Below are 22,268 nucleotides of genomic sequence, written 5' to 3'. Positions count from 1 at the left end.
TCCCTCTTTCTTTTTAATTGCGCAATCTTCCCATTAATATAACGAATGAAAGAAGTTTAACCGTACTTTTATTTTAATCTTTCACTGATTCCATACCAAATGATATCAACGCGTCCTGCTTTCGCAATCAATTGTTGGAGGCAGCTCCCGCATGCATCCCGCCACTTGCGTTCCAATGGGTCAATTGGAACAACGCCTTTTGTAATATCATTGGCAATAATAATGACTGTTCCTCTCTTTTTTACTTCCCACTCATGCCAGTTGAAAATCATCTTTTCCCACTTTTTTTGCCAGTCCGACGATTGATCGATCAGATGAAAAATATATTGTTCAATTCCTTCAATGACCGTTATTTTTTGAAAATGCTCCGTCTCATAAATTTCAGACACTTTGGTTTTCTTTACGTAGCCGCAAAACCATTTGCAAGCGCCGGATTGCAGCCGGTAATGCTCTTTCACCCATTTTCTTTTTCCGTTGAACGCTCCGCCGACAACAACATGCACCGCTTTCCCCTCCTTACATCTGTTCGCTTTCCTGTCAATGAACAATACGCTCCATGATCCAAGCGCCATTGCCAATATGATGATCCTTCGGGTCCATACCGATAAAGGATCTCGCGAATGACGCCGCCATGAGTGATCATTGCAATGTGGGAAATGGTTTCATCAAAAAAATAGGTGACCGTCTTTTCCCAGCCTCTTTTGACCCTTTCTGAAAAGGTTGGATACGATTCTCCGTTTGGCACTTCAAGATGCAGCATATCGCGAAGCCAGCTTTGATAGCGGGCATCTCCTTTCAGTTCGGAATAGGTTTTCTGTTCCCAATCGCCGAAATTCATTTCCCTGAGTTCTTTTAAGGCAACGAATTTTTGTTTTGGGTAAATGATGCCGGCCGTTTCTGCGGCGCGTTGCAAATCGCTTGCTATTACCAGATCAGGAGCTTTTGGATAATGGCTTTTTTCCAAAGCTTTTTTTCCTTCTTCACACAGTGCTTCATCCGTCCAGCCGATATAGCGTTTTTGTCTATTTGCTTCTGTCAACCCATGACGTATAAGAGTAACAACCACGTTACCATCCATAAAACTGTCTCACTCCCTTCAATCACTGCTCCAAAGGAATCTCCTGTTAAGCCGCCGAACGATTGAAGGAAAAACCGGCGGGCGTACAAATAAAGGAAAATAGACGATAAGGCCATCAAAAGATAAACGGCTGGTAAACCCGGGATCATGGGGACGGCGATGAAAAAACATAACAAATAACCGATCAGAACGGCGAAATCTTTTTTGGCAAGCGTTTTAGCAAACAAGTACCCAAGCCCTTCCCGTTTCGCCATTCCCGGACCATCAATCATTAGGGCGCAAACGATGAGACGGGAAAAAAACGGAATGAACACAGCAAACCAAAAATTGTCGATTGCGCCGATGATTTCCGCCATAAACAAAAAGCGAAAAGCTGACAAAAACAGCAGCGCCAACACCCCAAATGTTCCCACTCTGGGATCTTCCATAATCTTCAGCCTTTTTTCCTTGTCGCGATAAGAAAAATAGGCATCCGCTGTATCTGTAAAACCGTCAAGATGAATACCGCCCGTTATCGCCACAAAATAGAATAAAAGAAAAAGAGCGCAAGCCCAATTGGACAATGGTGTCCAAAATTTTGCCATATAGATGATCAAACTGCCTGTCAAACCGATGAAAAACCCGATCATCGGCAAACTTAACACCGCGAATTTGATCCGTTTCTCATCTATTGCAAACTCCTTTTGAACCGGAATGATTGTGAAAAACTGGAGCGCAAGAAAAAAACCCTCCATTATTTGTCTGGCCGTTCTCATTTCATTCCCCCCACGATTGAATGATGTTGAGCAAATCATCCATATGAATATGGTTTTGGACATGTCGGGCAATCTGTTCATACTTTTTTGTTTTTTCCTTTTTCAACCATTTTACTTGCTTTTTTTCAAGTCCTTTCCGTTCTCGAATCCTGTTGAGCCATTCCGTGCGGAATTCGTCATTGAAAAAAATATGGTGGAAATATGTGCCAATAACCCTTCCAGAGTCGATCACCGCACCATCCGTCCCGTCCGAAAGCTTGATAAAAGGCCGCACTGCTTGCGGAACAATCGGTTCGGTTACGCCTAAATGAATTTCATACCCTTCCACGAAAAACTGGGGAAAACCTGATTGCGGATGAATAATTCCTTTGTTCCGCACCGTTTTTTTCTCATGATAAAAGGTTGTGCCCACTGGGAGGATGTTGAATCCTTCTTCATAACGTCCTTTCACCCCTGTATCCGATCCGGCTTTATCATACAAGTATCTTGAAAGCATTTGATAACCGCCGCAAATGCCGATGATCGTTCCGCCCGTTTCGTTGTATGCTTTAATCTTTTGAGCCAAGCCGCTATTTTTCAATTGTTGCAGATCGTGAATCGTGCTTCTCGTTCCCGGAATCAAGAGGGCATCCGGTTCGCCGAATTCATCCGGGCCGTACACAAGTCGAATGGAAACATCTTCTTCAAATAAAAACGGCTCAACGTCCGTATAATTGGATATATAGGGGAGCTTTACCACCGCAATGTCAATTTCTCTCCTGTTTTGGTTGGCAAATCGTTTGGCAAGCGACAAAGAATCTTCGCCTTCGATCATATGTCCTGAAACATAAGGGACCACCCCTAATACTTTGATGCCCGTCCGTTCCTCCAGCCATTGCACACCGGGTTGAAACAAGCTGAGATCTCCTCGGAATTTGTTGATGATAATCCCCTTTACCCGGCTACGTTCTTCTTCGGAAAAAAGTTCAAGCGTCCCGATAATGCTGGCAAACACGCCGCCCCGATCGATATCTGCCACCAGTATCACCGGAACGTCGGCCAGTTCGGCCACTTTCATGTTGACAAGTTCCCTGTCTTTCAAGTTGATTTCAACAGGACTTCCTGCCCCTTCCATCACGAGAAAATCATATTGTTCCGACAGCTTTTCCAGTGAAAGCTGAATCGCTTCCAGCCCTTTTAGATAAAATTTTTCGCGGTAAGCTTGACCGCCTAATGTTTCATAGCTTTTGCCAAGCAAGACGATTTCCGAAGTGCAATCGCTTTTCGGTTTCAATAAAATCGGGTTCATATAGACGGAGGCCGCCGTGCCGGCGGCTTCTGCCTGAATTCCTTGAGCCCTGCCGATCTCCCTTCCATCCAATGTGACATATGAGTTGTTTGACATATTTTGTGATTTAAACGGAGCAACCTTGTAGCCAAGTTTGTGAAAAATAGCACAAAATGCCGTTGCAATGAAACTTTTGCCAACATCAGAAGCCGTTCCCTGAATCATGATCCCTTTCATTGTAGTTCTCCCTTCATAGCAACTGGAATGCCGAATTCCATTCTGACCACCAAATCCGCACGTTCAACGATTTGTTGATGGAGATGGCCGAGAAGGCGAACATATTGGAACACTGCATTTGACCGCGCTGGAAATTCCCAGTTGACCTCATTGGAGACGATGCAAAATAGCTCGCAGCTTTTTTGCAGCTCAGATAGATCACGGATGATTTTTTCCAACACATATTGGCGAAAAGAAGCGGCCTGCCATCGTTCACCATGTTGTTCATGAAAAAAAAGTTCGTTCGTCAACAACGTTGTTAAACAGTCTAGCAGCACAAAATCATTTTTTTGCAGTTTTTTCGATAACTTGCCGACATCATTTGTCTGTTCAATTGCCAGCCATTTTTCTTTGCCTTGGGCTCTTTTTAGCTGGTGTTGCAATATTCGTTTTGTCATTTCTTCGTCTGATGGAAAAGAGGTTGCAATATAAACAAGGCGGTTGGCCTGATTCTTTTTAGCCGTCAAATAATGTTCTGCCCACGAACTTTTCCCGCTTCTCACCCCGCCGGTCACAAAGATTAACACTTGTCCTTCCACTCCTTAAGCGCTGAAAGAAGCCGGTCGTTTTCTTCTTTTCTCTTAACCGCCAAACGAATGTATTTGCCGGACAGCCCGTTGAAATTGTATGTATGTCTAGGTACTATACCTCTTTCCAATAAAAAGCGGATCAAAGGCAGCATATCTTTTTTTGGCTGCTCTCTTAACAAATAAAAATTGACAGAGCTGTCCGCCACCACAAAACCAAGTTCATGGAGATGTTCAAACATTCGCTTCCGTTCTTGAGAGATCATTCTTTTTGTTTTTTTAACATAGTCTTCGTCCTTTAATGCTTCTATTCCCGCCCTCTGTCCAATGGCGTTGACGCTCCAATGCACCTGAAATTTTTTTAGTCTCTGGATGACCGTCTCATCGGCAAACAAAAAGCCGAGTCTTAAACCTGCAATGGCATACATTTTGGTCAAAGAACGCAAAATGATCACATTGGAAAAAGATGATAAACAATTCAGAATTGATACGTTTTCCAAGGCGAAATCATAGAATGCTTCGTCCAGAACCACAAACGCATGCTTCTTTTTGGCATCTTGAATGATTTCCAATAATGCTTCCCGGTTAAATACTTTGCCTGTCGGATTGTTGGGGTGGCAGAGGAAAACCGCTTTTTTCCCGGAAAGAGCCGTTTTTAGCTCCTCAACGTTCAACTCCCAATTCTCTTCCTCTTTTAAAACATAGGATGAAATCCTCTTTGAGAACGGTTCGCATGCTTTTCGGTATTCTGAAAATGCCGGTTCCACGATCAAAACGTCTTCATTTTGCAGCAAGGCGGCTGCAATGATAAAAATAAGTTCTGCGGCACCGTTTCCAATTAATATATTTTCAGGCGAAACATTTTCCTTTCCGGCAATTACCGCTCGCAATTCCCTTATATCAGGGTCTGGATAATCGGAAACAAATGAAAAAAAGCGATGCCAATTTTTGCGGATGCATTCAGGCGGGCCGAAAGGATTGATGTTGACGCTGAAATCGATGATGTTTTCCGGCATCCGGATGTTCAATGATTTATAAAGATAAGATGGATTGGCTCCATGTGATGGCAGCATCGAAGCATACACCTCCGATCATGAAAAATAGCAAGAAAAACCTGTCTGTTTTCTTCATAATATCAATGGCCTCCGGAATATGTTTTGCTTCTAGCGAATAAACCCCGTCTCCCAATTTAGGGCGATTAGAAATTTTCCCTTGATAACGGTTGATTCCCCCTAATGATACACCCAGCAAAGCAGCCATGGCGCTTTCAAGAAATCCGCTGTTGGGGCTGGGGTGTTTGCGCGCATCCCTTTTCAGAATGGAAAAGCATTCCCGCTTTTGAATCCCTTTTGCCGGATGATTGACAAGTACCATGATGAAAGCTGTCAGACGGCTCGGAAGGTAATTCAACAAATCGTCCAGCTTGGCGGAAGCAAACCCGAATTCAGCGAACTTCTCGTTTTGATAGCCTACCATCGAATCCGCAGTATTGACGACCCTGTACAAAACCGCAAAAGGAGCTCCGCCGAACAGCGCCCAAAAAAGCGGTGCGGTAATGCCATCGCTCGTATTTTCCGCTACCGTTTCCACCGTTCCCCGAACGATTTCCGATTCTGGCAAATCTGCCGTATCGCGGCCGACAATCCATGACAGCTTTTCTCTTGCCGAAACGAGATTTTTTTGGCAAAGCGGTTCATAAACTGCCAAAGCTGCTTCCCGCAAACTTTTTTCCGCTATCATAAAAGAAATGATCACCGCTTCCGCAAAAATGCCCGCTGCTGGGTGAAGCCTAGAGAAAAATGACACAATTGAAAAAGCGGCCAGCATAAAAAATAAACCGACCAGCATGATCATCGCCATACCTTTTTCTTTCTTAAAGCGCCCTTTGTTGAGGCGCCGTTCGCAAAACGCAATAGACCAGCCAAACAAGCGGACGGGATGGGGGGCATTTTTCGGATCCCCGATGACTTGATCGATTACAAACGCCAGCATGATCGCAATTACATGTTCTGTCATGTCCTTCCCCTTCTTTTTTTATTTAGCTGAATCGCTTGAATTGTACTCTCATATACCCCCCTGCCGACCAATCTTCCAAGTGTTGTGATCGTGCCAGCGTGCTGATGAAAAATGCCCTTTTGCGTGGCAGCCACCAATATGCTGTCTGTGGAAGTACCTGTTGCAATCGTATTGGAGACAGGATCCAACACTTTTTCATCAGCCAGCGCCTTCGTTTTGGCTTCTGTTGCCGTCATCACACTTTCAATAAATGCTTGATCAGATAACCGTCCGTTTATCAAAATCCATGTATTGATCGTCCCTGAAGCTATGCCATTCCGTTTTATACTATTTGCTGCATCCACTGCATTGGAAAGTCCTGCTGTCACAACAATGACAACGGAGACTCCTTCTGCTTCAAGCTCGCTGACTACCCCATCTTCCAAACAAGCCGCGGTCATCATGGCGACTGTTGCATGTTGATCAAACCCGTTTTTCTGCAGAAAATCGGCCATTTCCGAACGGCTGTCTTGACAATTGTAGCTTTTATCGACATGACGGTTGACAAAAGTGCTGTGCCAGCCAAATCCTCCGCCAATAATGGCAGATGAAAGGGTTTTGAGCGGCGATGCCGCTTTTAAATAGATGAGTTCCTTCGTCTGAACAATGTCCCTTTTTGTCACTTTATATGTTTCTTCCTGTTTCTGTTCGGGTATAAGCAGCATTTGCGGGCGGGCAAGCTCCGGATGTGATTGTTTGACAATCGAAACACCATACACCTGTTCAATCGTTTTTTCGTTCATCACGACAGATGGATTATCAACGGCAACCGCTTTTCCATCTTTTAATAACAGCAGTTTGTCACAATAAAGGCTTGCTAAATTCAAATCATGAAAAATTGAGACAACCGTTAATCCATTTGATTGTGTCCAATTTTTCAACTGATCAAGCATGATTTTTTGATGGGAAATATCAAGATGGTTCGTGGGTTCATCTAATAAAAGCAAAACGGGGTTTTGTGCAAGAGCCTGCGCTAAAAAAACCCTCTGTTTTTCCCCGCCGCTTAATTCATTGATCGCTTTATTTTTTAAGTGGGAAATATTCGTCTGCTCCATGGTCTTTTGGATGATTTGTTCATCTTCTCCCGTCAACCGCTTGAAGAAACCCGTTTGAAAAGGATAACGGCCGAGCGCCACTGTCTCCCAAACGGTATAATCAAACATTTGCGTTGGGATTTGCGGCAATGAAGCGATGTTTTGCGCCAATTTTTTCGGAGAATAAGCAGAAAGAGGTTTGCCGGCAAGCTCGATCGTGCCGCTTTTAACCGGAAGAATCCCGCTGATCATTTTTAATAGTGTCGTCTTTCCACTCCCGTTTGGCCCCAAAATGCCAAATATTTCCCCTTTTTTTACTGAGAAGGAAAGGTTTTCGATAATCTTTCGCTCTTGATAGCCTCCCGAAATGTTCTTGACTTGCAGCATGTTACCCTCTTCTTTCCATTCTTTGTTTCATTAAAATAAAGGCAAAGCTGGGAGCGCCGATTAAAGCCGTGATCACACCGATCGGAAGTTCTGTCGGCGACACGATCGTTCTTGAAACGAGATCCGCCAAAATTAAAAAAGCGGCGCCAAAAATGGCGGACAGAGGGAGAAGATGGCGATAATCACTTCCCCAAAGCAGCCTGTTTACATGCGGGATGACAAGACCGACAAACCCAATCGTTCCGCTGATGGCAACGGCCGCACCGGCTAAACAAGAGGATGATGCTAAAATAAACAGCTTTCTCCTTTTTACATGGACCCCAAGCTGCTTCGCCTTTTCTTCGCCAAAGGACAGAGCGTTTAATTCTGTTCCGTTTACAAAAATCAAAATGGACCCGATTAAAAAAAACGGCAAAAGCATCAATACGTATCCCCAGCCGCGCATCGCAACGCTTCCTAACAACCAGTTGACAATTTGTCGCAATTCTTCGCCTGTCAGGGCAATCATTAATGAAATGAAAGCACTTAAAAAGGAACTTAAAATAATTCCGGTCAGCACAATCGTTTCAATCCTCATCGTTTTTTCAATGAAATTGGCGAACAAAATCACAGCCAAAATCGTTAAAAAACCCGTAAAAATGCTGACAACCGGCAAAGTGAATGAGCCGAAAAAAGGAATTTGAATGCCGAAAAAAAGAACAAGTACAGCACCTAAAGAAGAACCTGATGAAACACCGAGCGTATAAGGATCTGCCAAAGGGTTTTGCAAAAGCCCTTGATAACAAGCCCCCGCCATTGCAAGCGAGGCTCCGACAAGTCCGGCTAAAACGACACGAGGAAGTCGAATATCAAGCACAATGCTTTTCATGCTTTCATCAATGTCCGGCGCCAAACCGGTATAGAACAGTTGATTGAAAATTATTTGGAAAATATCCTTAAACGTGATGTGAAACGTTCCGATAGAAATTCCTAAAAAGACGGAAAAAATAAGAAAACAAGCGGTCGCCGTATAGGCGACCACATGTTTATTTTTTGTAGACATCCGGATAAATTGCTTTCGCAAGTTCTTCTACTCCTTCAACCAATCTTGGGCCTGGGCGGCTCACCAAGTCGGAATGTACATCGTAAACCCGTTTATTTTTCACCGCTGATACATTTTCCCATCCTTTGCGTGCCAACACCTGGTCAACAGCTTTATCGACGTAATAGCCGTATGTCGTCACAATGACGTCTGGGTTCAGTTTTACAACGGCTTCTTCCGTCATTTGCGGCCAGCCTTCTTGATCGCCCGCTGCATTTTTTGCTCCAATGATCGTTAGCATTTCATCCATAAACGTTCCTTTTCCCGTCGTATAGATTTGTGGTGCGGGATTCACTTCGACAAAAACAGACACTTTTTGATCATCCGGAATCGTTTTTCCTTTTTCTTGAATATCCGCCAGTTTCGTTTTCATCTCAGCCACAATATCTTCGGCTTTGTCACTTGTCCCTGTAATTTTGCCGATTGTTTGGATGGAGTCATACACTTTATCAAATGATTGGGCATCTTCGACTACAAAAACATTTATTCCCGCATCTTTCAGCTGCTTCAGCCCTTCCTGCGAGTTATGGGCGCTGGAAGCATGCGCTAAAACAAGATCCGGTTTTAAAGAAATAATTTTTTCAACATTAAATTCCATCCCGCCAACCTTTTCTTTGTTTTGAACATCTTCCGGATAGTTGTCATTATCACTTACACCGACAATTTGTTCACCCAACCCTAAAGCATAGGCAATTTCAGTATTGCTTGGAATTAGCGAAACAATCCGCTCCGGTTTTTCGCTTACCGTCACCTCATTTCCTAAACCGTCCTTGACCTTCACCGGAAATTGTGAAGCCGTCTCTTCCGTCTTTTGATTGCTTTTGTTTTCAGACGGCTCTGATGTATTTTGTTGGCCGCATCCAGCCGCAATTCCAAATAGAAGTAATAAGGCTAAAAATAGTGCAGATAATTTTTTCATCATTTTCCTCCTCCAATAAAAAACATCTTCTTGAATTCGATAAGAAGATGTCTGAAAACGTACATATGTATTGTTTTCAAACACCTCCCTATCCGCGTAGGGTTTTAGGTGTGCTCAAACAGGCAGGTCTCCTGGCTCATGGTCATCGCTTCCTGGACCTTCCCGTTGAAACAGTGGTTTTCCCAGGTTGCTCCCATTCACAGTGGCGGGACCGCGTTGGATTTTCACCAAACTTCCCTTTTAAGCTGGCAGCTATGTGCCGGCACCTGTTTGCTTTTCGGTATAATGTTATGACGAAATGTATTATACATGATTTGATTGAATTCTGGTAGGAAGAAAATGAAAAAAATCGACAAATTGACCTAAATGTTTTGGATTTCGATACAGTTTTCGCTAAAAATAAAATTTTTTTGAACTTCCTTTCCATTACTTGAATAAAATATTTGTAGACAAGCGAATTGGATGTTTGAAAACGAAGGAGGATATTGCAGTGACAACCGTTCTTTTAGACCCTGGCCACGGAGGAAGCGATCCCGGCGCAACCTATAGAAATTATGAGGAAGAAGATTTTACGTTGACTATTGCCCTCTTGGCAAGACAACATTTACTTGAACATTACCAAGTCAACGTTCTCATGACGCGCACAGACGATCGAACAGTCGGTTTGTCAGAAAGATCATCCATGGCTAACCGAGAGAATGTTGATTTTTTCTGTTCCATTCATATTAATGCCGGCGGAGGAACAGGTTTTGAAAGCTATGTTTATAACGGAGGGGCCTCTCCAAGAACGATCCAATACCGGTCCGTCATCCATGATCAAATTATGAGCGTTATCGGTCCGAAATATAGCGTAAAGGATCGGGGCAAAAAAAGCGCCAATTTTCACGTGTTAAGAGAAACAAAAATGCCTGCGGTTCTTTTGGAAACATTGTTTATTGACCATTCGAATGACATCAAACTTTTAACATCGTCTGACTTTATGAGCGACTATGCAGCAAGCTTAGCCGATGGAATCGGAAAAGCGCTTAATTTGCCCAAAAAGTCGACACGCACCACCCCAACTCCGCAGCCATCGCCAGCTGCAGGTAGCAGGATGTACAAAGTCATTGCCGGTTCCTTTAAAAACCGAGAAAATGCAGAAAAGCTGATAAATGAACTGAAAGGAAAAAATGTTGATAGTTTCCTTTCCGCTGCGATGGTGGACGGAACAAGTTATTTCCGCGTTCAAACAGGGGCATTTAAAAATTTGCAAAATGCAAAAGACCAGTTGGCAAGGCTTGTTCAATTAGGATACAAGGATGCATTTATATTAACTCCTGCAGAACAAGGAACGGCACAATCAGGCCAAAAGACAGATTCATCTCGTTCATCAACACTTCAACCGAAAACCCCTTCTCCCGATTCAAGGGATATCCCTATTTTAGGAGAAACGCTCGTATCGGGAACAATCTTGGATTTATATGTAGGAAAAACAAATCCTAGCGCACCTCAGCTGGGCGATTTGTATGAACAATTAAGCAAATCCTACGGAATTCGCGGCGACATCGCATTTGCACAAGCAATTCATGAAACGAACTATTTCCGTTTTACGGGAGTAGTCAATCGCAATCAAAACAATTTTGCCGGAATCGGAGCTACCGGTCCAAATGTTACAGGAGCAAGCTTTTCCACTCCGAGAGAAGGGGTTCTGGCCCATCTTCAACATTTATATGCATACGCCACAACGAAGCCTCTTCCAGCCGGGTTCCCCCTTGTCGATCCCAGATTTATTTATGTGGAACGAGGTTCTGCCCCGACCTGGAAAGATTTAAATGGGAAGTGGGCCGTTCCCGGCAGCCGTTACGGAGAAATGATTTTATCCATTTACCTATCCATTTTGCAGTTTGCAATTCAACAATTGAACGCTGCTCAATCAGCCATAAGCAAACAAATATAATCTGAATTCCAAAAAGATGTTGTATAAAAATGAAAAGATTATCAAAAATACAAAGAGAGCCAACTTCCGGCTCTCTATTTTATTAAAATGTTTCTGGTTCAAACGTCTTGCAATCAGTTTCCTTTTGATTTTTTGCCGTTTTTCCTGAATGACTTACGACATAAATGGCATCAGCTGCACATTTATTCCCTTCCGCCCAATATTTGCAGTTATTTACCTCACACAAAACGTCCTGCGCCATGTTTGTCACCTCCCAGTTATATATTTTCCTTTGGAAAGTGATTTGATACTTGTTGGTTGTGAAATGTCCATGGCAATATTTCGAACCGCAAAGACAATCGTTTTTGCATGTTTTGTTGGCTGTTTAATGAATTCATGATTATCATGTCATTTTAAGCCAAAATTCGATTTATTTTGTCGATGGACAAGCAAGGTGATCTGCTCCATACCAAAAGGTGCCTCAGAAAAAGAAAATGCAAACATTTGTAACGCCTCAGTCCTCCATTCGCCATGCAATTTCATTCATCCGCAACATTCATTTAGTGATTTGGAATGACAAAAGCCGCCATTTGCGGCGGCTTTCTTTTATTTGGCAAAAATGTGATTACCGATCACAGTCGTTATTGACTTGGAGCGCACCCATTGATCATCAGTTTTTTCAGGGTTGTAAAAATAAAGGGATCCTCTTCCCAACCCTTGGAAAGCCAAGGCCTCATGAACGGCCTTTTTAGATTCTTTACTGGCCGGCTTGTAAATTTCCCCGTTTTGCACAGTTGTAAATTGTCCGGGTTGATAAATAACCTCTGTAATTGTGTCCGGATAGAGGCTGCTTTCCACTCTGTTCAACACAACCGTAGCAACAGCAACTTTTCCTTTATAAGGCTCCCCTTTCGCTTCCGCTTCTACTAATCTTGCCAGAAAATCTTTTTCCTGTTCAGTGATGGTCTCTGGAATAATTAATTTTTCAGATTCATCACCACATTTTGTGATTTAACCCAAAAAATAAGGAAAACACTCACGAATTCCTGGCAATAATGTTAGCGTCACTTAACATAACAGGAGGTTCTAAAGTGTTTTCCGTATCACTAGATTTGCCAGAATTTGAAGTTGTTAAACAAGTGTTTCTTGAAGATTGCAATTTGTTACATGTCGAGAAAATACTACAGAAGAACGCTGTTCTTACTGCGGTTTTTTTTCTAGTCATGTCCATGACTGGCGGACAAGAAAGGTTCGTGACTTGTCCGTATTAGGTAAGCCCCTTTTCTTATTTGTCAGAGTGTATAGATACCGTTGTCACAACTGTAATGAGGTATTTTCACAAACATTTGAATCTATCAGTCCTAATAAGCATCAGACCAATCGGTACAGAGAATATCTGTACGAAATGTGCATTGGCTCTACTATCCAAGAAGTGAGTCGAAAGGAAAAAATACCTTATACAACCGTTGAAAGAATATTTTATTCCGTTGCTAAAGAAAAAGAGAAGGAGCATTTAGAAACTCTTGAAAGTGTTTTAGAAAACAATGAATTAATCCTTAGCCTTGATGAGATCGCTGTCCGAAAGGGTCACCGATATGAAACAGTTCTTATGGATACCCAAACCGGGAGTGTGCTTGGTATGGAACATCAACGGAATGGCAGTTGTGTCGCCTCCGCTTTTGCTGCAAGCATTCGGGCTCCCTTTCCAGTACACAATTGCCTTATTTTTGCTGCTTTCCTTCGCTGGTTGGCTGTTGTATCCATTTGTTTGTTCTTTTGTTGAGAAAGAAGAATCGCTTTGGTAGGTAAGTTCGCTTTTGCAATGAAATAAAAAAGGACAAAGTCGCTTGATGCCTTGTCCTCATTCCTTTTTATTCATTTTTCCAAAACATCATGGTCGACGTAACGCTCGCCGTTCAGCTCACTAATAACATTGATCGCAACTTTGAAGCCGTCGCCGTCAGTGATGATCGTATGAACGCTGACACCTGCAGCTGTACCCGCAGCCCAAATTCCGTCAACGTTTGTCTTCCCTAGTGCATCGACATCAAATATTGTTTTAATGCGGGGTTCAGTCCCGTCTTTTGTCTTTAGCCCGACTTTGTCAGCTAAATCAGTCAGTACTCCTGTAGCTAATATGACGTGTTTCGTTTCATAGGATCCTTTTTCCGTCTTGAATACAAGCTCTTCCGCTTGTTTTTCAATTGTCTCCACATTTTCTGCCACAATCTCCGCACCGAATTTTTCCGCTTGTTTTTTCCCTGTTTCAATTAAATCAGGTCCAGAAATTTCCATAACCCATAATGGTTTTCAATCCAAGCTCGTTTCGTCACGGATTTATCGTTGTCCAACACAAGCGTTTTTTTACCGGCTTTTGCCGTGAACAAAGCGGCGCTTGCACCCGCAGGACCAGCCCCGACAATGACTACATCATACATGTTGCAATTCCCCCTTTTAGGATAACTATTGTATTTCCATCGTAAGCGTAATTAAAACGAATTGTAAAGATCTTCATCTGCCTTTTCCTTGCAGGGGAACCGCTTTTGTATGAATCGCCCTCTCAACATTTTATTATTTCCGCAAGCAGTTTGAAAAGAGGACGGGATAAAATCTCGTGAAAATCAGTAAAACGGAAGGAATATCGGCATAATAACATAGAGGTGATTGATCATGAAGCCGTTTATTCCACAACTCGTATACATTGAACCAAGAGCCCTTGAATACCCGCTTGGAGTGGAATGGAAAGAAAAATTCGAAAAAATGGGAATCGACATTCGCTATACAACTTCCCACAATCAAGTGCGTAATATCCCCGGAGAAACACCTCTCCAGAAATACCGCAATGCGAAGTCGACTTTAGTCATCGGGGTTCGAAAAACATTGAAATTTGATACGAGCAAGCCTTCTGCCGAATACGCCATTCCACTGGCAACCGGGTGCATGGGGCATTGCCATTACTGCTATTTGCAAACAACGTTAGGAAGCAAACCCTACATTCGCGTTTATGTAAATTTAGAGGAAATTTTTCAGCAAGCTAAACAGTATATAGAAGAGAGAGTTCCAGAAATAACCAGATTTGAAGCTTCGTGTACGTCTGATATCGTCGGGATAGATCATTTAACACATTCACTCAAAAAAGCGATCGAATTTATTGGAGAAACAAAGCTGGGGAGATTGCGGTTTACAACGAAATATCATTACGTAGACCATTTATTGGATGCCAAACATAACGGCAACACCCGCTTCCGATTCAGCATCAACAGCGATTGGGTCATTCGTCATCTGGAGCCGGGAACATCAAGATTGGATGAAAGAATCAGCGCCGCTTTGAAAGTCGCAAAAGCAGGATATCCTATCGGTTTTGTTGTTGCTCCGCTATATCGGCATGATGGATGGAAAGAAGGATATAGAAAATTATTCAAAAAACTGGGTGACGTAATCGAAGACGATAACTTAACATTTGAATTGATTCAACACCGATTCACGAAACCTGCCAAAAAAGTTATCGAAGCAAGGTATCCAAAAACGAAACTGGAAATGGATGAGAAAAAAAGAAAATACAAGTGGGGGCGGTATGGAATTGGCAAATATGTTTATCAAACAGAAGAGGAAAGGGAGCTGAAAGAGATGATGGAACAATATATTCACTATTATTTTCCTAACGCCATCATCGAATACTTTACGTAAAACTGTAAGGAATACAAACCTTTTTTAAATCGACGGTCAGAAATGGTTAATTCAACAAAAACATTTTCTTTTGCTAGCTCACCTTTTCTTGAACGAACATATGATAAAACAAACAGTTTACGAGGTGATACAAATATGAAGGAAAATCACACAATCGATGTTCCCGTTTTATATGATTGGGTCCGTTCCGCCTCCCGCCTCCACATGAACGTTCGGCTTCATATGAAACAAAAGCCTTTAAAAGCTGAAACATTTTACTATTATGCTTTAGCTGATGGAAAAAAGACCGTTTATACGGACGCCGATCAAATCAAAGAATTTACGAATAAAGGGATCTTGGATCCAAAAGATGTATCCTATATCCGGCTTTTCATTAACGGTGTTTTACAACCGCCGAACATTTATGAAGTGAAAAAAGGAATGTTAAGATTAAAATCAAGCGATGTCCCGCAAAAAGGTGTTCCTATTATTTTGGAATTTATTTCCATATATTTATAATTGAGGAAATAGGTGATGCCTGCACGGGATAAAAAAATCAGGATCCAAAAGAAGGACTTTCGGATCCTGATTTTGTTAAGCTGACACAACAGTTGTCGATTGAGGTGAATAATTGACCACTTCCAGTACAATTGGCGTGTCAGCTAAAATTGGATCTCCACCTGCAGGCACATTGATCGCAAGCGAACCGACCGTCGTTGCTCCCGGCGTATACGTACTTAGTCCGCCCATTTGAAGCACTCCGTTGACATAAACATTATAATAACTGTTGTTAGCTGCCAGTGCAGGCAATTCTGTAACAGCTGAACCATCATCTTGAAAAAAGCTGGCTGCATCAATGGTGAGCGTACTTCCCGGAGCAGTCTCTGCAGTCGTGACGTAGAAAAATCTTTGATCTTGAGGAACGACATTCGTTGTTGTGGACGCAGTGACAACCAATTTCATTAATTGCAGAGCCAATCAAACCCCTCCCTTCATACGATCTATTTCATCGTATGTAAAAATGCGGCGGAAGCTATAGACAAATACATAAATTCTATGTATAGCCGATTCCCTATTTTTAAGGGCTCCAATGGAAAATTCAAGGGCTTTTTTATTAATTGCTCTTGCTTCAGCGAATGGCAATAGTGATTATAAAGCAGCAAAATATTTCAGTTTTAGATTCGTCAAAACATTGTCACTTTTTCCGAACTTTTCTTCATATAACAGTAGATGAGCAAAATCACTAACATAAATTTACATCGAAACAAAAAAGGAGACATGAACCCGATTCCTTGGTTAGAATAGATGTGCCAACAAACCATTCACACAAGGAGGTTCATGTCTCATGAATAGATTAGCACATCATCAAGGAATCCACAAGTTTTTCACGATGTTGGGGTTGGCACTTTATTTTTCAAAACCTGTCATGAAGCATCTCGTTCATATCGTGGATGCGATGATCACGAAAGGCTTTTCTGGAACGTTGACCGATCTTCATCATTGGAGCTTTCACCCCAATCATCGAACGACACTCAGCCATTTTTTCACGAAAAGCCCTTGGGATGAAGAGACGCTGCTTGGCAAACTCCAGCAATGGATGCTTCATCGTGTCGAACGGATCGCCAAACAGAAAAATCAACCCCTTTTTGTTTCGATCGATGATACGATTTGCCAAAAAATCAAGCCTTCGTCACGGGCAACGCACGCCATTCAAGGGTGTGATTGGCACTATTCTCACACAGAGAAAAAGTCGATCTGGGGACATTCTCTTGTTTGGCTCATGGTTCATACGATGACCCAGGCTTTTCCCTTTGCGTTCCGCCTCTACGACAAGGCGGCTGGGAAAAGCAAGGGGGAACTCGCGATCGAGATGCTTTCTTCTTTGGATGTACGCCGTCCCGTTTATGTGCTGATGGATTCGTGGTATCCATCGCAAGCGCTCGTGGAAGCCTGTCTGAAAAAAGGATTTCACGTCATCGCGATGCTCAAAACGAACCGGATTCTCTATCCGAAAGGCATCGCCATCCAAGCCAAACAGTTTGCCCGCTATATCGAACCGAACGACACCCATCTCGTCACGGTGGGAGAAGAGCGTTATCGCGTGTATCGCTACGAGGGATCGCTGAAAGGTCTCGATGATGCCGTTGTGTTGTTGGCTTGGAAAGCCGATCAGCCGATGACACCCGAACATCTTCACTGCGTCTTGAGCACCGACCGGGAGCTAAGCGATGAAGAGATCTTGCGCTACTATGCCCAGCGTTGGTCGATCGAATGCTTTTTTCGACAAGCGAAAGACCAGCTGAAGCTCGATGGGTACCGCGTTCGTCAACGTCGGGCGGTGAAACGGTATTGGATCTTGGTGCAACTCGCTTATGTGTACAGTATGGTCGAGTCCAACCGGGATTTCTCTACTGGGCTTGATCTTCTCCGAACGAAGAAAGGGCATAGTCTCGTCGAGTTCATTTACCATGCAGCGAAGCAAGATATTCCCATTGATGTTGTCAAAAAACAGCTCCATGTGGCATAAGGGGTACCCTGTTTGTCTCTTTTGGTATGGTAATTATTATTATGAAAATTGCTCATCTACAGCATATAAAATAAAACGCCAGGAGATTCTCCCGTGACAAAATCATGTCCATCAACATAGATATCCTCTCCACGTGAACGAATTCTTCTATTTGTGCCATTTTCTGCTCCCCCCTCTTGAAGTCCCCCGTGGGACTCACCACTTCCTCCTTCAAGTAAGTCCTGTCGGATTGTCTGCTTCCACACAGAAGATGAACGCCTAGTGTTTCGTTCTCCCTAATTGTTCAGTCCTTCCTCTTTCGTCTCGAGTTCGAAAGAGTACTATGACCTCTGCTGACTTCTGACTGTTCAGCTATCGATTACTCGATAGGTTACCAAGGTTACTTGGCGTGCCAGCCAGACCTCCCCGGGTAAGAGTGTAATCTTTCCTTCCATCCATCTGCTTCATTTACTCTGTATCACCTTCGGCAGAAAGGGCTTTGTTTTGTTGTGCAAACTCACCCAGTGATACCTAGCCTCATATGAAGTTCGTGTTCCGAGAGACCCAAAGTTTGCCGCTCGCTTCCTTCAGATTCCGCGTCACCACGGACACCCTTGCGTTAAGCTAACTGCTACTTCTGCCTTCGCAGCTCGGGACTTTCACCCTAGATTACACATATGCCGGGCGCACCAAAAAAGAAAGCTGCCTATCTGCGGCAGCTTCCTTATTTCGCAAAGACGTGATCGCCTATCACAATTGTTGTGTTTTTAGTTCGAACCCATTGGTCGTCCGTCTTTTTCGGATTATAAAAATATAGGGAGCCTTGACCTAAACCGTGGAATGCCAAAGCTTCATTTACTGCTCTTTTGGATTCCTCACTTGCAGGCTTGTTAATCTCTCCATTTGCTACAGGAGTAAATTGGCGATCTTGATAAATAACCTCTGTAATTGTATCAGGATATAAAGGGCTGTCTACGCGATTTAGTACAACAGTGGCAACCGCAACTTTTCCTTCGTATGGTTCTCCTTTTGCTTCTGCTTCTACTAATCTAGCCAATAAATCTTTTTCACTTGCTGAGATAGTTGGCGGAATAGTCAACTCTTCTCCAACATATAGTTCATCAGTTGTTTTATTGTTAACGGATTTTAGTTTTTGAACTGAAACCCCGTATTTTAGACCAATTTTCCAGAGTGTATCTCCTTCTTTCACCGAATAGGCAGCGCTTGCCTCACTTCCTTGTCCGGTGAAAACAATGGCAGCAAGAGCAATAAATGAGGAGAAGATGAATTTTTTTATTTTCTTCATAAATCCTACCTCCTTTTTTTCGCTCTCTATTACCCTAACATCTTCTAATCTAGAATTCATTAAAAAATCTTTTCATATTATTCATAAATATTCCAGCAAAGGTTCGGCGTTTACATATGTCTTTTGGAAACATTTTGCTGAATACACTGTACTTTGTTCTTTTAGAAACTCCCTGCACAAGAGATATTTTTCCATAACAATTTCCCATTGGTATAAAGTTTTACATATTTTGGACTTACACCTATATTCGAGTTTTAAATCATAAAAAAAGACAAGACAAATGAATGTCCTGTCTTTTTTGAAATTAATTTTTCAATATATCATGATCGACGTACCGTTCGCCATTCAGCTCGCTGATGACATTGATTGCCACTTTTGCACCGTCACCGGCGGTAATGATTGTATGTACGCTTACGCCAGCAGCTGTACCTGCTGCCCAAATTCCGTCAATATTTGTTTTTCCATTTGGATCCACATCGAATATTTTTTTGATGCGCGGCTCTGTTCCGTCTTTTGTTTTTAATCCGATTTTCTCGGCTAAATCCGTCAATACTCCTGTCGCTAAAATGACATGCTTCGCTTCATACGAACCGCCATCGGTTTTGACGATAAGTCCATCCTGTTTTGTTTCAACTGTTTCCACTTGCTCGTTTTTTATTTCTGCCCCAAACTTTTCCGCTTGCTTTTTCCCAATATCAATTAAATCAGGACCTGTAATTTCCAAAACACCATAGTGGTTTTCGATCCATGCCCTTTTCGTCATTGACTTATCGTGATCTAAAACTAATGTTTTCTTTCCAGCCTTCGCCGTAAACAACGCAGCACTTGCCCCCGCAGGACCGGCACCAACAATAATCACATCGTACATCTTAACTCCTCCTTTGCCAAAAATGTTTATAATTTCATTGTAAGCGCAATCGAAAAAAAATGTAAAGAAACTTGCTTACCAATTCTGAAAATTAAAAAATCCATATATGATCTCCCTTCTCCAGCTGAATATAAAACCTTTGTAGGCTGGAGATCCCGAAGTAAAACCGCTTATCCCCAACTGATCTATTTTCAGAATACAGTAAAAAACGCTATTAAAATTCGCTATGCGTCTTCCGACACCCCAATGTGCAATGTTCCACAAAACTGCTACATAAGTCCGCCGGAGGAAGAAAAACATGAAAGTCAGTATATGACACTCCTTTGGCGATTGACATTACAAACGATATTATGCAAATTCAGGTGAATTTTTTCAGCAGACTGAACCATATATTAAAGAAAGAGCGTCTAAATATATTAGTTGGAAACTTCTAGAATGGAATAAATCATCATTTACTTGAAAAAAATAGGGAAGCTTTCGTTTAGCAACAAATAATTTATTTATGAAATGAACATTACAACGGCTCTGATAGCAGCAACTCGACCATTCAACATCTTGAATATTTGATAAATATTTTACGCATTCTCTCGGCTTCTTTATTCACCGCTAGATCGTCACGAAACAGGTTGAGATAAAGGTTTCGAACGACAACTAACATTTACACTAGATCCATACCTCTTTACGAAGCTTTCAAAAAAGATTGGTGAAGCGCATATCCAAACCGAAGCAAGAATGAAATGACAAGAAGATAAAGAATCATCAAGTATATGAATCAAGCTCAAGAAAACGGACTGACACAATATATTTATGGCGATGTTTCGAATTTCTCAAGGAATACTATGCGAAAAATGGATGGAGATAAAAGCTAATTTTAAAAAAATTTATTAAAAATGGAAAACGGCTTTGACATCTTTTCATCCTGATAGTACTCTATATTCGTTGACATTTTACATACGGCATTTATTTAAAGAAGGCAGTGAACATTAGTGAAATCGTTTGTATGGAAAATAAGCGGCATCGTTTTCATTTCGATCATTTTCATTTTTTTAATGTCTTTTTATTACAAAACATTAAGGGTACAGTCTGTCCCAGCAAATGGAAGCAAACAAATAGAAAAATCGCAATATGATGGAGTTGACTTAATTTCAGATATTGAGGATAAAAAAGAATTCCATTCCGCCATACACTATCCGAGATTTCAAAGCAGCAAACTGAATGCATCCATCCAGTCTTACGTCAAAGAAGAGAAAAGACGGTTTCACGAACAAATTCAATCCCAAAAATGGCGCTTGTTTAAAGATCCGTCGAATTTTTCTCTGACTTTTCGCCTCTATCCGGTCACAGACAGCGTCTATTCTTTTGTTTTTACTTCGGAAAGCCATTCAGATGGGGAAAAAGAAAGTAAAGACTTTAAAATCTTCATAGTCGATTTGGCAGCAGAACGTTTTATAAACAGCCAAGACATTCTTGAAATCGATGAAAAAACAAAAGAAAAGCTGCATGTTCAATTGACTGACCAGTTTCTTCAATCAAAAAAATATAAAAAAAGCTTTAGCAAAAAGAAGCTTAACAAGTGGCTCAATCACCCATATAACGATTTTTCCAATATTTATTTGACAAACAAATTCATTGTTTTCAAGTTTCATAGCAATGAAGTAACAGAAGGTGCTGAAAGTCCTGAAATTTCCATTCCTTTAACGAAAGGAAAAGAGTTATTGACAGAGGAGTGGCGGAAGCGATTATGGATGGAAGAAAACAAACCAAAAAAAGCAGAACCATTGCCGAAAAAACCTCCCATCCAAAAAGACGAGCCGATCAAAAGCAAAAAAATAGTTGCTCTAACATTTGATGACGGCCCTCACCCAAAATATACAACAGAAATTTTGGATTTATTAAAATCGTATCATGCAAAAGCCACTTTTTTTGTGATTGGTCAAAGAGTTAATTTTTATCCTAATATTGTAAAAAGAATAGGTTCGGAAGGACATGAAATTTGCAACCACAGCTTTAGCCATAAAGATTTTACAACTTTAAAAAAAGAGAAAATACTTGAAGAAATAAATATGACCGATCAAGAAATTTTCAAGGCATCGGGCTTAAAAGCGAATTGCGTCCGCCCTCCATATGGGGCTGTTAATCAAAAGGTCAGATCAGCTATTGAAAAGCCTATCATTCTATGGACTGTAGATACATTAGATTGGAAAACGGATGACCCAAAAAAAGTACTTAAAATCGTTCAAGCCAAGACAAAAAACGGTTCCATCATTTTAATGCACGATATTCATTCATCCACAGTAGAGGCATTGAAGCTAATCTTGCCATATTTAAAACAACAAGGTTATGAGTTTGTAACTGTATCAGAGATATCAAAAAAATGAAATCCTCGTCACATGCAGTTGGCGACCGAAATATTAAATGCATACAATGCCTATTCTTATAGTGTTGAATGCGATCCGCTTCCCAAATCTATGGAAACGTTCAACAGAAATTTTGAAAGCTGAAACGTTTGATGCCTATTTTAATGAAAAAAATGATCTGTCCTGCTAAAGAAGCTTTGCAGTGGAAATGTGTGAAAAGGAAAAGGGATTTTAAAGCGATTCCCATAAAAAGATGTTCCAGTATTTTAAC

20 protein-coding genes, 2 pseudogenes and 1 riboswitch are annotated in these 22,268 nt (G+C 41.8%); of the genes and pseudogenes, 6 read left to right on the top strand and 16 right to left on the bottom strand.

The window, feature by feature from the left end; translation table 11 throughout:
* Positions 1-68: 68 nt before the first annotated feature.
* The 10 genes from NST97_RS00710 to NST97_RS00665 are packed head-to-tail and all read right to left on the bottom strand — an operon-like array spanning position 69 to position 9,379.
* Entirely contained in the window at positions 69-503 is a 435-nt protein-coding gene (locus NST97_RS00710; RefSeq protein WP_311067123.1) for a bifunctional adenosylcobinamide kinase/adenosylcobinamide-phosphate guanylyltransferase, read from the bottom strand.
* A complete protein-coding gene (locus NST97_RS00705) occupies positions 455-1,078 on the bottom strand; it encodes a histidine phosphatase family protein (RefSeq protein ID WP_339194974.1) in 624 nt (207 codons plus the stop codon). Before NST97_RS00705 ends, NST97_RS00710 begins: the two co-directional genes overlap by 49 nt.
* Entirely contained in the window at positions 1,036-1,833 is a 798-nt protein-coding gene (gene cobS / locus NST97_RS00700) for an adenosylcobinamide-GDP ribazoletransferase (RefSeq protein ID WP_341342799.1), read from the bottom strand. The genes NST97_RS00705 and cobS overlap by 43 nt, the downstream gene beginning before the upstream one ends.
* Before the next feature lies 1 nt (position 1,834).
* Positions 1,835-3,337 carry a cobyric acid synthase gene (locus tag NST97_RS00695; protein WP_341342798.1) on the bottom strand — a complete coding sequence of 501 codons (1,503 nt, stop codon included), beginning with the start codon at positions 3,335-3,337 and terminating at the stop codon, positions 1,835-1,837.
* Positions 3,334-3,903: a bifunctional adenosylcobinamide kinase/adenosylcobinamide-phosphate guanylyltransferase gene (locus NST97_RS00690; protein ID WP_339199528.1), complete on the bottom strand. Its 570-nt coding sequence runs from the start codon at positions 3,901-3,903 to the stop codon at positions 3,334-3,336. Before NST97_RS00690 ends, NST97_RS00695 begins: the two co-directional genes overlap by 4 nt.
* Positions 3,897-4,976, bottom strand: a complete 1,080-nt coding sequence (cobD, locus tag NST97_RS00685) for a threonine-phosphate decarboxylase CobD (protein WP_339199526.1) — start codon at positions 4,974-4,976, stop codon at positions 3,897-3,899. Before cobD ends, NST97_RS00690 begins: the two co-directional genes overlap by 7 nt.
* On the bottom strand, positions 4,936-5,919 hold the full coding sequence (cbiB, locus tag NST97_RS00680; RefSeq protein WP_339199523.1) for an adenosylcobinamide-phosphate synthase CbiB: 984 nt from the start codon (positions 5,917-5,919) through the stop codon (positions 4,936-4,938). Before cbiB ends, cobD begins: the two co-directional genes overlap by 41 nt.
* Positions 5,916-7,379 carry an adenosylcobinamide amidohydrolase gene (locus tag NST97_RS00675; protein ID WP_063389405.1) on the bottom strand — a complete coding sequence of 488 codons (1,464 nt, stop codon included), beginning with the start codon at positions 7,377-7,379 and terminating at the stop codon, positions 5,916-5,918. Before NST97_RS00675 ends, cbiB begins: the two co-directional genes overlap by 4 nt.
* Position 7,380: 1 nt before the next feature.
* The gene (locus NST97_RS00670) at positions 7,381-8,442 is read right to left on the bottom strand and encodes a FecCD family ABC transporter permease (RefSeq protein ID WP_339194959.1); all 1,062 of its coding nucleotides are present in this window, start codon (positions 8,440-8,442) and stop codon (positions 7,381-7,383) included.
* On the bottom strand, positions 8,405-9,379 hold the full coding sequence (locus tag NST97_RS00665) for an ABC transporter substrate-binding protein (RefSeq protein ID WP_339195713.1): 975 nt from the start codon (positions 9,377-9,379) through the stop codon (positions 8,405-8,407). Before NST97_RS00665 ends, NST97_RS00670 begins: the two co-directional genes overlap by 38 nt.
* 104 nt (positions 9,380-9,483) lie before the next feature.
* Positions 9,484-9,664: riboswitch (cobalamin riboswitch) on the bottom strand.
* A gap of 205 nt (positions 9,665-9,869) precedes the next feature.
* Here NST97_RS00665 and NST97_RS00660 point away from each other — a divergent pair.
* Complete coding sequence (locus NST97_RS00660) at positions 9,870-11,315, top strand: N-acetylmuramoyl-L-alanine amidase (RefSeq protein WP_339199520.1); 1,446 nt, start codon at positions 9,870-9,872, stop codon at positions 11,313-11,315.
* Positions 11,316-11,397: 82 nt separating this feature from the next.
* Here NST97_RS00660 and NST97_RS00655 read toward each other — a convergent pair whose 3' ends face one another.
* Both NST97_RS00655 and NST97_RS00650 read right to left on the bottom strand, forming a co-directional pair.
* Positions 11,398-11,556 (bottom strand): DUF1540 domain-containing protein, encoded by a 159-nt coding sequence (locus NST97_RS00655; RefSeq protein ID WP_339199517.1) that lies wholly within the window; start codon positions 11,554-11,556, stop codon positions 11,398-11,400.
* 344 nt (positions 11,557-11,900) lie between these two features.
* Positions 11,901-12,281: pseudogene (locus NST97_RS00650) on the bottom strand (cell wall hydrolase); the annotation flags it as partial.
* A 166-nt stretch (positions 12,282-12,447) separates the two neighbouring features.
* Between NST97_RS00650 and NST97_RS00645 the strand changes: the two are divergent.
* Complete coding sequence (locus tag NST97_RS00645) at positions 12,448-13,077, top strand: transposase family protein (RefSeq protein ID WP_339199515.1); 630 nt, start codon at positions 12,448-12,450, stop codon at positions 13,075-13,077.
* A 92-nt stretch (positions 13,078-13,169) separates the two neighbouring features.
* On the opposite strand, the pseudogene NST97_RS00640 reads toward NST97_RS00645, so the two are convergent.
* Positions 13,170-13,732 (bottom strand): annotated as a pseudogene (locus NST97_RS00640) (FAD-dependent oxidoreductase).
* A gap of 232 nt (positions 13,733-13,964) precedes the next feature.
* Between NST97_RS00640 and splB the strand changes: the two are divergent.
* Positions 13,965-14,981, top strand: a complete 1,017-nt coding sequence (gene splB / locus NST97_RS00635) for a spore photoproduct lyase (RefSeq protein ID WP_339199512.1) — start codon at positions 13,965-13,967, stop codon at positions 14,979-14,981.
* 135 nt (positions 14,982-15,116) lie between these two features.
* The gene (locus tag NST97_RS00630; protein WP_339199510.1) at positions 15,117-15,479 is read left to right on the top strand and encodes a DUF4183 domain-containing protein; all 363 of its coding nucleotides are present in this window, start codon (positions 15,117-15,119) and stop codon (positions 15,477-15,479) included.
* A 75-nt stretch (positions 15,480-15,554) separates the two neighbouring features.
* Here the strand turns inward: NST97_RS00630 and NST97_RS00625 are convergent, their stop codons facing one another.
* Positions 15,555-15,938 (bottom strand): DUF4183 domain-containing protein, encoded by a 384-nt coding sequence (locus tag NST97_RS00625; protein WP_311067116.1) that lies wholly within the window; start codon positions 15,936-15,938, stop codon positions 15,555-15,557.
* 367 nt (positions 15,939-16,305) lie between these two features.
* Between NST97_RS00625 and NST97_RS00620 the strand changes: the two genes are divergently transcribed.
* Positions 16,306-17,487 (top strand): IS701 family transposase, encoded by a 1,182-nt coding sequence (locus NST97_RS00620; RefSeq protein WP_339192808.1) that lies wholly within the window; start codon positions 16,306-16,308, stop codon positions 17,485-17,487.
* A gap of 703 nt (positions 17,488-18,190) precedes the next feature.
* Here the strand turns inward: NST97_RS00620 and NST97_RS00615 are convergent.
* Complete coding sequence (locus NST97_RS00615; protein WP_063389409.1) at positions 18,191-18,772, bottom strand: cell wall hydrolase; 582 nt, start codon at positions 18,770-18,772, stop codon at positions 18,191-18,193.
* Positions 18,773-19,076: 304 nt separating this feature from the next.
* On the bottom strand, positions 19,077-19,640 hold the full coding sequence (locus NST97_RS00610; protein ID WP_341342797.1) for an FAD-dependent oxidoreductase: 564 nt from the start codon (positions 19,638-19,640) through the stop codon (positions 19,077-19,079).
* A gap of 986 nt (positions 19,641-20,626) precedes the next feature.
* Between NST97_RS00610 and NST97_RS00605 the strand changes: the two genes are divergently transcribed.
* The gene (locus NST97_RS00605; RefSeq protein ID WP_094245495.1) at positions 20,627-22,018 is read left to right on the top strand and encodes a polysaccharide deacetylase family protein; all 1,392 of its coding nucleotides are present in this window, start codon (positions 20,627-20,629) and stop codon (positions 22,016-22,018) included.
* The last annotated feature ends 250 nt before the right edge of the window (positions 22,019-22,268 follow it).

The sequence above is a fragment of the Aeribacillus sp. FSL K6-1305 genome, from assembly GCF_038050115.1.
GTDB classification, from domain to species: domain Bacteria; phylum Bacillota; class Bacilli; order Bacillales; family Aeribacillaceae; genus Aeribacillus; species Aeribacillus composti.
Note: the sequence above shows the minus strand (reverse complement) of the source record. Positions and strands in the feature narration are given on the sequence as shown.

Coding starts and splice junctions, on each gene's coding strand:
- NST97_RS00610 (WP_341342797.1), bottom strand. CDS start 19,640: ATGTACGATGTGATTATTGTTGGTGCCGGTCCTGCGGGGGCAAGTGCT.
- NST97_RS00705 (WP_339194974.1), bottom strand. CDS start 1,078: ATGGATGGTAACGTGGTTGTTACTCTTATACGTCATGGGTTGACAGAA.
- cbiB (WP_339199523.1), bottom strand. CDS start 5,919: ATGACAGAACATGTAATTGCGATCATGCTGGCGTTTGTAATCGATCAA.
- cobS (WP_341342799.1), bottom strand. CDS start 1,833: ATGAGAACGGCCAGACAAATAATGGAGGGTTTTTTTCTTGCGCTCCAG.
- splB (WP_339199512.1), top strand. CDS start 13,965: ATGAAGCCGTTTATTCCACAACTCGTATACATTGAACCAAGAGCCCTT.
- cobD (WP_339199526.1), bottom strand. CDS start 4,976: ATGCTGCCATCACATGGAGCCAATCCATCTTATCTTTATAAATCATTG.
- NST97_RS00620 (WP_339192808.1), top strand. CDS start 16,306: ATGAATAGATTAGCACATCATCAAGGAATCCACAAGTTTTTCACGATG.
- NST97_RS00615 (WP_063389409.1), bottom strand. CDS start 18,772: ATGAAGAAAATAAAAAAATTCATCTTCTCCTCATTTATTGCTCTTGCT.
- NST97_RS00695 (WP_341342798.1), bottom strand. CDS start 3,337: ATGAAAGGGATCATGATTCAGGGAACGGCTTCTGATGTTGGCAAAAGT.
- NST97_RS00655 (WP_339199517.1), bottom strand. CDS start 11,556: ATGGCGCAGGACGTTTTGTGTGAGGTAAATAACTGCAAATATTGGGCG.
- NST97_RS00665 (WP_339195713.1), bottom strand. CDS start 9,379: ATGAAAAAATTATCTGCACTATTTTTAGCCTTATTACTTCTATTTGGA.
- NST97_RS00630 (WP_339199510.1), top strand. CDS start 15,117: ATGAAGGAAAATCACACAATCGATGTTCCCGTTTTATATGATTGGGTC.
- NST97_RS00675 (WP_063389405.1), bottom strand. CDS start 7,379: ATGCTGCAAGTCAAGAACATTTCGGGAGGCTATCAAGAGCGAAAGATT.